A 12,391-nucleotide genomic window follows, 5' to 3' on the forward strand; every position below is an offset into this window, starting at 1 on the left:
TGATCGCGCCAGCGGCCACCCCGCTTCGGTGTCCGGTCCGGAAGTAACGGCTCGATCCGCGCCCACTGCGCGTCAGTCAACGGCACACCCAGACCAACGACCGACTGATCCAAACGAAACTGCCTAGGCCCGACAGGTCACACGGCGGGCGAGACCGGGACCGGGAGCGGGGGCCGCGAGCCGGACCGCGAACCGAAACCGCGAGCCGGACCGCTGACCCGGGACCGCGAACCCGAACCGCTGACCCGGGACCGCGAACCCGGACCGCTGACCCGGGACCGCGAACCCGGACCGCTGACCCGGGACCGCGAACCCGGGCCGGGCGCGGGCGGTGCCTGTCGCGTCGGGGCCCATCTGTGCCGTTTGGGTCGTTGTCAGACCGAGGACCTAGTCTGTGCACCGTGACTTCGCCTGCATCGACGGACAGCGTTCCGCCCCAGCTCAGCGCGGGGCCGCGCCCTGCCCCGGGCCCGGCCGCCGACGAGGGACTGGCGCGGCGGCTGCGCGCGCTCGCCTGCACGGCGCCGCTGCACGATCTCGACGCGCGCAAGGCCAACCTCGCCGGCGAGTACTCGGTGTACGGCATGGCGGAGGTCGCCCTCTCCGCCATCGACCTCGTCACGCTGAACATGGACTTCGACACGGGCGCCGACCACGACCAGATAGTGGCCCGGCTGATCCCGCGCGTCGCCGCCCAGGCACCGGCACGGCCCGCCGCCGAGCACGAGCGGGTGGCCCGCTGGGTCCTGGAGAACCTGATCAACGTCGGCAGCGTCGACCGGGGCTTCCGCGCGGTGTACGGCACCTTCGGACCGGACGGCACCTACGTGCGCCGCGACTACGACTTCAAACTGCTGGAGGAGGTCCCCGGCCCCGGCGGCACCGTCTACCTGCGCACCACGGACGAGGCGGTCAACGTCCTCGTCGGCGCCCTGGACACCGACGTCACCAGCGCCCAGATCGCCGCCGAGGTCAAGCTGGAGGTGCTGATCAGCCGCGGTCGCCTCGCCGACGCCCAGCTCGCCGCCGAGCAGGCCCGGTACCGGACCGTGCAGTACTCGGAGACCCTGCGCAGAGCCCTGGACGCCACCCGGCGCAACGTCCGCGCGGTGGACTGGCTCAGCGCCGTCCCCGACATGATCGCCGAGGCCCTGGACCACGTCGCCGACCGGTACCGCCACGAGAACGCGATCCTGACCAACATCCGCAAGGCCCGCGACGAGTCCGAGGACCCCGAGCAGAAGCGCCGCGCCGCCGAGCTCGTCGACATCGTCAAGGACTGCATCCGCCGCCACACCCAGCTCCAGTCCCGGCTCCTGGAGGCGGGCCCGCTCTTCCGCGCCGAACAGGACCGGCAGGCCTTCGCCACCCCCCTGACGACCTCGGGCCTGGACCTCTACGGCCATCTCGTCGCCCCCGTCCTGCCGTTGCCCCTGGAGCGGGCGCTCCGCGTCACCGACGCCTTCTTCGCGCGCGGCACCGGTCTGCGCACGCCCGTCTCCGTCCGGGTCGGCGACCTCGTCGACATACTCCTGACGCCGCCCGTGGAGCGGGAGCACCTGGGTGCCGAGATGCCGGAACCCGACCTGATCGCCACCCCGGACGACAGCCGCTTCAGCGAGGAACAGCTCGCCGCGGCCATGGAGCTGCTCGACCTGCCGCACGACGCGCCACGCCGGCTGTCGGGGCTGCTGGCCGACGCCCGCGCCCGGGACACCGAACTGCCCTACCTCGTCGCCCTGCTGTCCGTCCACGCGGCCAGCCCACCGGTCGGCACCGCCTACCGGCAGGGCGAGCCGAAGCTGCTGTTCGCCGTGGACGACGGCACCGAGCTGGACGACCCCGAGTTCGGCGGCGCCGACCTCATCGTCGGCACGGCACTGCTGGACGCGGCCGGGATGGCCGCGGACCGCACGGAGGCGGCATGACCGGCTCCCACGACCTCACCCCCGAGCGACAGCACAGCGAGCAAGAGCCCAGCAAGGAGTACCGACCGTGACCGAGCACGTCGACCGGAGCGAACCGGAGGCTGTTGCCACGCCGGCCACCGCGGCCGTCACGCCCGCCGACGCCGCCGACGCGGCGCGGCTCGTCGCCTTCGGCCTCCAGCCCAAGCTGCTGCCCGCGCGCGACCAGGAGTACGCCGACCTGCTGCGCCGGTACCGGGAGGACCCGCCCTTCGCCCGGCTCGCCGACGCCGTGGCGGCAGGCCTCGGGCTGATCGTCCTGGAGGTGTCCCCGCGCGCGGGGATGGCCGTGACCGCCGCAGAGGACTCGGTGTTCGCCGTCCGCATGGGCGACTACGCGCGGCGTGCCGCCACCGACTCCGGCGACCGCTTCCTGCACGGCCTCGCCCACCTCGCGCTCGCCGCCATGGCCTACCCGCGCCCCGAGGACCTCGCCGACGACGGCTACATCGGCCGCGTCACGGTCAACGGCGTGGACGCCTTCGTACGCCAGGCCTGCCGGCGACTGGAGGAGCGGGCGGAGAAGCAGGGCGAGAACACCGACCCGGCCACCGACGCCCCGGGCCTGGAGGCCGCCTGGCGGATCTGGGCCAGACGAAGCTCGACCGGCGCCACCAAGGACGCGCGCAGACTCCCGGGCTCCACCACCGGCATCGTCGGCAAGGCCGCCGCCTTCCTCACCGAGTCCGGCTTCCTCCAGCGCACCGGCGACGACAACGGCGGCACGTACCGCACGACCGCCCGCTACCAGCTCCAGGTGCGCGACATGGCGGGCAGCGCCGCCATGGCCGAGCTGCTCGACCTCGGCGTCGTCCCGGTGACCGACGGCACCGCGACGCTGCTGCCCGCCGAGGAGACGGAGGACCTGGAGCTGGTCGCCGACGCCGGGCTGCCGTTCCACTCCAGCTGACACCGCTTCCCGCCCGCCCCCCACTGTCACGAAGACTTACGAGAGTCCGCCATGTACGAGCTGTCCCGGGTCCGCCTCTACTCCATCGGGCCCGCCGGTGCGCGCTACGCCGACACCGTGCTTGACCTGCGCGGTGTGGGCGAGCCCGTGCCCGACCCCGCGCCCACGCAGGCGGAGTTCTTCGAGGAGGAGCCCGTCGGCCCGCCGCGCCGGCCCGCGCCCGCCGGCGTGCTGTTCCTGGAGAACGGCGGCGGCAAGTCCGTCCTGCTCAAGCTGATCTTCTCGGTGATGCTGCCGGGCCATCGCAACACCCTGGGCGGCGCCAGCTCCGGAGTGCTGCGCAAGTTCCTGCTCGCCGACGACTGCGGCCACGTGGCGCTGGAATGGCAGCACGTGCAGACCGGCGAGTGCGTCGTCGTCGGCAAGGCCAGCGAGTGGCGCGGACGCCAGGTCTCGGGCGACCCCCGGAAGTTCGCCGAGGCCTGGTACTCCTTCCGGCCCGGCCCCGGACTGACCCTGGACAACCTGCCCGTCGCCGAGGCCACCGCCGTCCGCCCGCCCGTCGAGGGCGTCTCCGGCGCCCACGGCAGGCGGCGCACCATGAAGGGCTTCCGGGACGCGATCACCGAGGCCGGCAAGGCCTACCCGCACCTGGAGGTGCACTGGGAGGAGATCCACGACCGCTGGGTCGAACACCTCACAGAGCTCGGCCTCGACCCGGAACTCTTCCGCTACCAGCGTGAGATGAACGCCGACGAGGGCGAGGCAGCCGGCCTCTTCGCGGTCAAGAAGGACTCCGACTTCACCGACCTGCTGCTGCGCGCCGTCACCGACACCCGCGACACCGACGGACTCGCCGACCTGGTCGGCGGCTTCGGCAACAAGCTGGGCCGGCGTGCCGAGCTGATCGCCGAACGCGACTTCACCGCCGGATCCGTCGACCTGCTCGGCCGGATCGTCGAGGCCGCGGACGCACGCACACGCGCGCGGGACATCCACACCGCCGCCGAACGCCGGACCAGGACCCTGGCCCGGCGGCTCACCGCCCGCGGCAGCCAGGAGCGGGCCCGGGCCGGCGACCTCGCCCAGCGGGTCACCGCCGCCGCGTACTCCGTCACGCACACCGAGTCGGCCCGCGACCGCAGCGGCCTCATCGCCGCCGAACTCGCCTACCGGCACGCCTCACTGGCCCTGACCGCGGCCGAGAAGTCGGCCGCCGCGCAGAAGCGCGAACTCGCCGACGCGCGCACCCTGCACTCCGCCTGGCAGGCCGCCGAGGCCGTCCTGCGGCACCGCGCCGCCGCCGACCGCGTCGCCCGCGTCTCCGCCGCGATCCAGGAGGCCGAGCGGGACGCGGCCCCCGCGCTCGCCGCCCGCGCCAAGGCCGCCGTCGAGCTCGTCCGCGCCCTGCACGCGGCGGCAGGGAAGGCCGAACACCACGCCAACGAGGAGGAGGAGCGTTCCGCGTCCCTCCAGGAGGTCAGCGACGCCGCACACCGCGACTCCACCACCGCCGCCACGGAGGCGCAGCGGGCCCGCAGCGAGGCCGGACACCTGCGACAGCGCCTCACCGAGGTCGAGCAGGAGACCGCCGAAGCGGTCCGGGCCGGCTGGCTCGACGACACCGCGCCCGACGCCGACCCCGCCCGCGCCGCCCTCGCGGCCAGCGACGCCGAGAAGAGTGCCGTCGAGGCGTGGGACACGACCCGCGAGACGGCACGCCGGGCCACGGAGCACGCGCGCGAGGCGGCCGCCGCCGAGAGCCGCGCCGAACTGACGGCGGCCCGGGCGGCGGACGCGGCCACCGCGGCCGGACACGCCCACGAGGCCGAGCGCCGCACGGCCGAGGCACTGGCGGCCGAGGAGCGGCTGGCGGACCTGCTCGGCCTGGCCGCCGATTCCCGCCCCGGCATCCCCCGGCCCCGCCGGGACCAGCCCCGCCAGGACGCCGACCGTGACACCACCGCCGCGGCCGAGGGCGCCGACGGCGCGCTGACGCCCGAGGAACTCGACCGTTTCGCCGACGAATTGCGCGAGCTGCTCGACGACACCGTCTCCTCCGCCGAACGCCAGCTGTTCGACCTTCGCACCGCGGCCGCCGACGACTCCCGCATCCTCGGCGCGCTCGGCGACGGCGGGCTGCTGCCGCCCGGCCCGGACGTACTGGCCACCGTGGAGTTCCTGGGTGAGCACGGCATCCCCGCCCTGCCCGGCTGGCGCTACCTTGCGCAGGCCGTCGACCCCGCCGACCACGCGCGCGTGCTGGCCGCCCGCCCCGAGCTGGTCGACGGCGTGATCATCACCGACCCCGACTCGCACACCCGGGCCCGCGACGTCCTCGGCGACGCGGCCCTGCTGCCCCGCTCCGCCGTCGCCGTCGGTACGGCCGCCGCCCTGCTCGCGCCCACCCCGGCCCCGGACTCCGACACCGGGGACGTCTTCCTCGTACCGCCCAACCCCGCCATGCACGACGAGCACGCCGCCGACGAGGAACGGCACACCCTGCGCGCGCGGGCGACGGAGCGGGACGAGGAGATCCGCACCCTCGCCGCCCGGCTCGGCAAGGACCGGGAACTGGCGGCCCGGCTCGCCTCTTGGCGCACCGGCTGCCCCGCCGGACGCCTCACCGAACTGGCGCGGACCGCCCACGAGGCGCGCGCCTTCGCGGAGGAGACCGAGGCCGAGCTCACCGAGGCGCGCACGCTGCGGGCCGAGGCCGACGAGAGCGCCGCCGAGGCCGTGCGGATGCGGGACGAGAGGCAGGAGACCGCGCAGAAGGCCCGTCGCGCCGCCGACGCCCTCGCCGGCCTCGCCTTTCGGCTGCGCGAACGAGCCGGCTGGCAGGTCAAGCTCCGTGAACTGGCCGACGAGGGCGCCGAGGCCGAAGCCCGCGCCCAGGCCTGCCTGGAGCGGGCCCGCGCCGCCGACGAGGACCGGCGCGCCGCCCAGCGCGCCGCCGACGACGCCCGCCGCACCGCCCGCGCGCTGCGCGCAGAGCGGTCCGAGATCGCCGGCGCTCCCGACGACGTGCCCCCCGAAGCACCCGAGAACGGCACGGACGCGCCGAAGGCGTCCCTGCCCGCCCTCCGGGAGGCCTACCGCGCGGCCTCCCAGCTCTACGAGAAGGTGGGCGTCGGCGCCGACCTGCGGGCCGAACAGGCCCGCGCGGAGAGCGACGAGAGCGCGGCGCGCGCCGAGCTGGACCGGCTCAGCAACAAGGTCCGTACCCGGGCCGGGCAGTTGCTGGAGTCGCCCGACGGCTCCGACGGACCGTCCCGGCAGGCCGCCGCCGCCCGCGCCGAGGAACTGGTCCAGCTCCTGGAGACCCGCATGTCCAGCGCGAGCGAACAGCTCGGCCGGCTGCGCGGCGAGGCCGAACGGCACGCGCCCGGGGACGGCGACGCCCACACCGAACTCCCCGAGGAACTCCTCCCGCGGGACGCCGAGCACGCCCAGACCCTGCTGCGCACCGCGACCGCCGAACTCGCCTCCCGTACCGAGGCCCTCACCCAGGCCCGCGAGGCCCACGCCGAACTCCTCGACGCCCACCGCGCCGCCGAGGACGCGGCCGGCGGTTTCGACGAGATCGCCGCCATGCTCCGCGACCTGCTGCGCGAGCACGCGTCCGAGGAGGAGACAGAGGACCCCGAGCCCTACCCGGGCGGTCTGGAGGAGGCCCGCCAGTCCGCCGCCGAAGCCCGCCGCTCGCTGCGCGGCTGCGCCGCCGACCTGTCCGCCGCCGAGGCCGCCGTACGCGAGGCGAGCGACATCCTCGTCCGGCACGCCAACTCCACCCGCTACGAGCAGGTCCGCACCCCCGCACGCCAGCAGATCCGCGAGCTGCCCGCCGCCGCGCTGCCCGAGCACGCGGGCAAGTGGGCGGACGCCTTCGCGCCCCGGCTCCGGGTCCTCACCGACGAGCTGGCGCAGCTGGAGCGCAACCGCGACTCGATCGTGGACCGGCTGCGCGGCCTGGTCGAGTCGGCCCTGGCCACCCTCCGCTCCGCCCAGCGGCTTTCCCGGCTGCCGGAAGGCCTCGGGGAGTGGTCCGGGCAGGAGTTCCTGCGTATCCGCTTCGAGGAACCCGACCAGGCCACCCTCACCGAGCGGCTCGGCGAGGTCGTCGACGAAGCCACCCGCGCCGCCGTGAGGAAGAACTCCGACCTGCGCCGCGACGGCATGTCCCTGCTGCTGCGCGGCGTCGCCGCCGCACTGGCGCCCAAGGGGGTCGCCGTCGAAATCCTCAAGCCCGACGCCGTACTGCGGGCCGAGCGCGTCCCCGTCGGTCAGATGGGCGACGTCTTCTCCGGCGGCCAGCTGCTCACCGCGGCCATCGCCCTGTACTGCACGATGGCCGCCCTCCGCAGCAACGACCGGGGCCGCGACCGGCACCGCCACGCCGGCACCCTGTTCCTCGACAACCCCATCGGCCGCGCCAACGCCACCTACCTGCTGGAGCTCCAGCGGGCCGTGTCCGACGCGCTCGGCGTCCAGCTCCTGTACACCACCGGCCTGTTCGACACGACCGCGCTCGCCGAGTTCCCGCTCGTCATCCGACTGCGCAACGACGCCGACCTCCGGGCAGGCCTGAAGTACATCAACGTGGAGGAGCACCTGCGGCCGGGACTGCCCCAGCCGGCCCCGGCCGCCGAGGGCGGCGGCGAGGCCGTGCACAGCGAGATCACGGCGACCCGGATGTTCAAACGGCCCACCCAGTCACCCGCCTAGGGGGTGTCGTTTGGATCTTGCCGGGGTCGCGGGGGCTGGCACGCACTCCCCCACTGCCTGAAGGGCGTGGGAGGTGCCCCCAGCGGCGTTGTCGTCGGTTGCCAGGGCTCCGCCCTGTCGCCCTCCTCCGCCTTGCAGCCGCACGCACCAGACCCCGCTCGGCTCCGCTGCAAGGTGCCGTTTCCTGGAGCCGACCTGATCCAAACGACACCCCCTAGTCGTGCCGGGCCTGCCCGGCTGACCCCGGCCGCCGAGCCGCTGGTGGAACGGCTTCACCGACCGTGACAGGTACGCCCCGGACGTCACGACGTCCGGGGCGGACGGCCAGTCGCCCGGAACCCGGCCACTCAGGAGTGCGACAACTGTCCCGCGCCGCCCCGGCGGCGTATCCGCTCCCGCGTCCGCTCCGCGGACCTGGCCTGCCGCCTGGCCCGGCGACGCTCCCGTCGCATGGCCCGCGCGGTGCTGCTCGGCATCGACACCACGCCGTGCCGCTGTTTCCAGACCTGCCGTGTCACCCAGACGTCCAGCACGCCCCACGTGGCCACCACCGTGCCCGTCACGCTGCCGATCACCATGGGGAACGCCAGCCAGGATCCCGCCAGCGTGCACAGGAAGGCCACCATCGCCATGATCAGTGTCACGGCGACGACGAGCACCGCGCGTACGGCCGCGATACGCACCGGATCCGGCAGGCGACGCCGCCGCGCGGGCTCCTCCACCCACAACGGCCGGTAGGCCGACTGCCGCTCCCGCGCTTCCCGCCGATCCGACTGGTCCGATTGCTTCGATTGCTTCGACTGCTTCGACCGCTCCGGCCGTTCACGCGCCGGCGCGTCCGGCTCAGCCGTCGCGATGTCGCGATCCGGTTCCTCGGGGACCGAGGGGGCCGCCGATCCGGCCGCACCGCCGTCCTCGGGCGCCTTGCGTCGCTCCGCCGTGCCCATCAACATGTCACTCCCCACCGCCAGCAGACAGCTCGCCCGCGTCCGAAGACCCGGCTCCCCTCTGGCTGCCCGGCTTGCGCTGCTTTACGCCGCCCGGGGGCGGGATGCGGCTCCTGTGGCCGATTCCGCCTCCATTTCCCGTAGTGAAGGACGAACGACGGACCTTCGAGATTCCCGAAAAGACGGTGCAGTCGAAGAATTTCGGCCAATTCGCTCACCACACCGCAAGGACGCTCCTGCCTGCCCGCCCCCGGATCCCGGGCGGCAATATCCTGTAATGACCGGACAACTGACCATCGCCGACCGCCGGAGCGGGGGTTCGCCCTCCGGACGGGTCTTCGAGTTACCTGTGGGTCAGTAGTAGGCTCGCGCCGTTTGTTGACGTACACGCGTACCCCCCTGCCGGTGGGGGTCGAGCTGGGGGAGGCCATGCGCTTTCGCGGGAAGTCGATCCGCCGGAAGATCGTGGCGCTGCTTCTCGTGCCGCTTGTGTCCCTGACCGCGATCTGGGCCTTCGCCACGGTGCTCACGGGACGCGAGGCCAGCCGGCTGTTCAGCGTGTCGACCGTCGTCGAGGAGATCGGCTACCCGGTCGAGGACACCGTCCGCGTCCTCCAGCAGGAACGCCGCCAGACGCTCGTCCACCTCGCCGACCCGCGCGCCTCCGACGGACTCTCCGACCTGCGGCGCAGCCGTACCGCCACCGACGAGGCCATCGCCGAGATCCGCCGCAACGCGGCGGACGCCGATGTACGCGACGCGCTGGGACAGGCCGAGGAAGAGCGGCTCACCGCCGTACTGGACGCCTTCGACGGCATCGGTGCGCTGCGCCGCAGCGTCGAGGACGGCACCGTCGACCGCGAGTTCGCCCTGGGCCTCTACAACCGGCTGGTCGATCCCTGTCACGAGTTGCTCGCGAACCTGTACGTCGTCGACAACGTGGCCCTGGACAAGCAGTACCGCGCACTCGTCAACGTCTCCCGGGCGCGCGAACTGCTCTCCCGCGAGGACGCCCTCCTCGGCTCGGCCCTGGTCGCGGGCCGGCTCACCCGCAGCGAGGTACGGGACATCTCCGACCTCGTGGCCCAGCGGTCCATGATGTACGACACCAACCTCCCGCAGTTGCCCGCCGCCGATCGCGGGCGGTACCAGCGCTTCTGGAAGAACGCCTCCTCAGCCCCCCTGCGGGCCGCCGAGGAGGCGGCCGTCTCCACCGAGACCGGCGCGCCCCACGGTGTCACCGCCAAGAGCTGGGACACCGCCGCCGGCAGCGTCCTCGACGAACTCGGTGCCCTCGACGACCAGGCCGCCGACCGCTACCAGGACCGCGTCGACCCGGTCGCCACCAACGTCATCGCCAAGGTCGTCATCGCGGGCGTACTCGGCCTGCTCGCCCTGCTGTATTCCCTCTTCCTGTCCGTACGCGTCGGCCGCTCCCTCATCCGCGACCTGGGGCAGCTGCGGATGGAGGCCCACGAGGCGTCCGGCGTCCGGCTGCCCAGCGTGATGCGCCGCCTCTCCGCCGGTGAACAGGTGGACGTGGAGACCGAGGTGCCGCGCCTGGAGTACGACAAGAACGAGATGGGCGAGGTCGGCCAGGCCCTCAACACCCTCCAGCGCGCCGCCGTGGAAGCCGCCGTCAAACAGGCCGAACTCCGTGCCGGCGTCTCCGAGGTGTTCGTCAATCTCGCGCGCCGCAGCCAGGTGCTGCTGCACAAGCAGCTCACCCTGCTCGACACCATGGAGCGCCGTACCGAGGACACCGAGGAACTCGCCGACCTGTTCCGTCTGGACCACCTGACCACCCGTATGCGCCGGCACGCCGAGGGCCTGGTCATCCTGTCCGGAGCCGCCCCCTCCAGGCAGTGGCGCAAGCCCGTCCAGCTCATGGACGTGGTGCGGGCCGCCGTCGCCGAGGTCGAGGACTACGAGCGCATCGAGGTCCGCCGGCTGCCCCGCATCGCCGTCACGGGCCCGGCGGTCGCCGACCTCACCCATCTCGTGGCCGAACTCCTCGAGAACGCCACGGTGTTCTCGCCGCCGCACACCGCCGTGCAGGTCCTGGGCGAGCGCGTCGCCAACGGTTTCACCCTGGAGATCCACGACCGCGGCCTCGGCATGGCGGCCGACGCCCTTCTCGACGCCAACCTCCGGCTCGCCGAGACACCGGAGTTCGAACTGTCCGACACCGACCGGCTCGGCCTCTTCGTCGTCAGCCGGCTCGCCCAGCGGCAGAACGTCCGGGTGTCCCTGCAGCCTTCGCCGTACGGCGGCACCACCGCGGTCGTCTTCGTGCCCGACGCGCTGCTCACGGACGACGCCCCGGACACCAACGGCGTCGGCTTCCGCCTCGACCGCCCCCAGCACGCCAAGGAGAAGGAGCGGGCGGAGAGCCGCCGTTCCGCCCTTGCCCACGTGCCCGCACGGCTGCCGGGGCGGCCGGCCCCGATGTTGGACGGTCCGGTCGAACTGGAGGCGCCCGTCGACCTGGACGCCCTCGACGACCTGCCGGGCGCGCTCGGCGACCAGGACAGCGAACGGGGCGGCCTGTTCCGCCCGCACCGCCCGCTCGTCGCGGCGGAGGACGACCAGGTGGCCCGCCGCGCCGAACGGCGGCGCCAGGGGGCCGGCCGCGAAGCCGAGTCTCCCCAGGGCGAGGACGAGACGGGCGCGCTGCCCCGCCGCCGTACTCCCAAGCTGGTCAGTTCGCACGGGCGTCCGGTCACCGCACGGGCCCCCCAAGACGCCGAGGACGAGGCGGCCCCGGCAGGCGGGGAACGGCCGGGGGCCCGGACCGGACCCCAGGCACGAACCGGTGAGCCGCCCGCGCTGCCGGCCCGCCGCCGTCGCGACGACCGACGCGGTGACCGACGCGGTGACGGCCCGGACGACCGACGCGGTGACGGCCCCGACGTTCGCATCGACGACCGCGCCCACGACCGTGCCGACATTCGCGACCATGGTCGTGACGCAGACCGTACCGACGGTCGTGACGCCGACCGGGCCGAGGCCGACGCGCTGCCGTCCCTCCCGGCCCGCCGTCGCGGGGCGTCCCCTGTGCGAGGAGGCTCCGTGTCCGGCGACGCGGAGGACCGCGGGCGGCCCGCCGGCCGCACACCCGCCGTCCAGGGAGGCACCCCGGACGGCGTCGAACCCGGTATGGGCGCGCTGCCACGGCGCGTACGGCAGGCCAACCTGGCACCTCAGCTCAGACAGAGCCCCGAACCGGCCCCGGAAGACCGCTCCGACCCCGCCGACCGGGACGCCGAGGAAGTACGCAGCCGTATGGCCTCGCTCCAACGCGGCTGGCGACGCGGCCGCGAGGAGAACGCCGCGGAGGACGACGCGTCCGGCGGCACAGCACCACGAGCACCACAAGGAACGACTAAGGGGGACGGTCGATGACCGCACCGAAGACGACCGGCCACACCGCGACCAAGTCGGGGGAGCTCAACTGGCTCCTCGACGATCTGGTGGACCGTGTCGCGAGCATCCGCAAAGCCCTCGTCCTGTCCGGCGACGGCCTGGCGACCGGGGCTTCCAAGGACCTCACCAGGGAGGACAGCGAACACCTGGCCGCCGTGGCATCCGGTTTCCACAGCCTTGCCAAGGGCGTGGGCCGCCACTTCGAGGCGGGCAGCGTCCGGCAGACGGTCGTCGAACTCGACGACGCCTTCCTGTTCGTCACCGCCGCCGGCGACGGCAGCTGCCTCGCCGTCCTGTCGGACGCCGACTCCGACGTCGGCCAGGTCGCCTACGAGATGACCCTCCTCGTCAAGCGGGTCGGCGTGCACCTGGGCACCGCTCCGCGCACCGATCTGCCCTCGGGCGGGTAAGTG

Annotated in this window: 6 protein-coding genes; 5 read left to right on the forward strand and 1 reads right to left on the reverse strand. The window is 73.9% G+C overall.

The features are described from left to right. Positions 1 to 401 precede the first annotated feature (401 nt). The 3 genes from QC283_RS38745 (at position 402) to QC283_RS38755 (ending at position 7,605) form a co-directional block, all read left to right on the forward strand. Complete coding sequence (locus tag QC283_RS38745; RefSeq protein WP_279566490.1) at positions 402 to 1,928, forward strand: hypothetical protein; 1,527 nt, start codon at positions 402 to 404, stop codon at positions 1,926 to 1,928. A gap of 67 nt (positions 1,929 to 1,995) precedes the next feature. After that, a complete protein-coding gene (locus QC283_RS38750) occupies positions 1,996 to 2,877 on the forward strand; it encodes a hypothetical protein (RefSeq protein ID WP_279566491.1) in 882 nt (293 codons plus the stop codon). 51 nt (positions 2,878 to 2,928) lie between these two features. Next, a complete protein-coding gene (locus QC283_RS38755) occupies positions 2,929 to 7,605 on the forward strand; it encodes a hypothetical protein (protein ID WP_279566492.1) in 4,677 nt (1,558 codons plus the stop codon). A gap of 347 nt (positions 7,606 to 7,952) precedes the next feature. On the opposite strand, the gene QC283_RS38760 is transcribed toward QC283_RS38755, so the two are convergent. Next, positions 7,953 to 8,558, reverse strand: a complete 606-nt coding sequence (locus tag QC283_RS38760) for a hypothetical protein (protein WP_279566493.1) — start codon at positions 8,556 to 8,558, stop codon at positions 7,953 to 7,955. Between the two features lie 423 nt (positions 8,559 to 8,981). Here QC283_RS38760 and QC283_RS38765 point away from each other — a divergent pair, with 423 nt between their 5' ends. Then, positions 8,982 to 11,957, forward strand: coding sequence for a nitrate- and nitrite sensing domain-containing protein (locus tag QC283_RS38765; RefSeq protein WP_279566507.1), 2,976 nt, complete (start codon positions 8,982 to 8,984; stop codon positions 11,955 to 11,957). Further along, the gene (locus QC283_RS38770) at positions 11,954 to 12,388 is read left to right on the forward strand and encodes a roadblock/LC7 domain-containing protein (RefSeq protein ID WP_279566494.1); all 435 of its coding nucleotides are present in this window, start codon (positions 11,954 to 11,956) and stop codon (positions 12,386 to 12,388) included. Before QC283_RS38765 ends, QC283_RS38770 begins: the two co-directional genes overlap by 4 nt. Positions 12,389 to 12,391 lie beyond the last annotated feature (3 nt).

The sequence above is a fragment of the Streptomyces sp. DH41 genome (genome assembly GCF_029813785.1).
GTDB lineage: Bacteria > Actinomycetota > Actinomycetes > Streptomycetales > Streptomycetaceae > Streptomyces.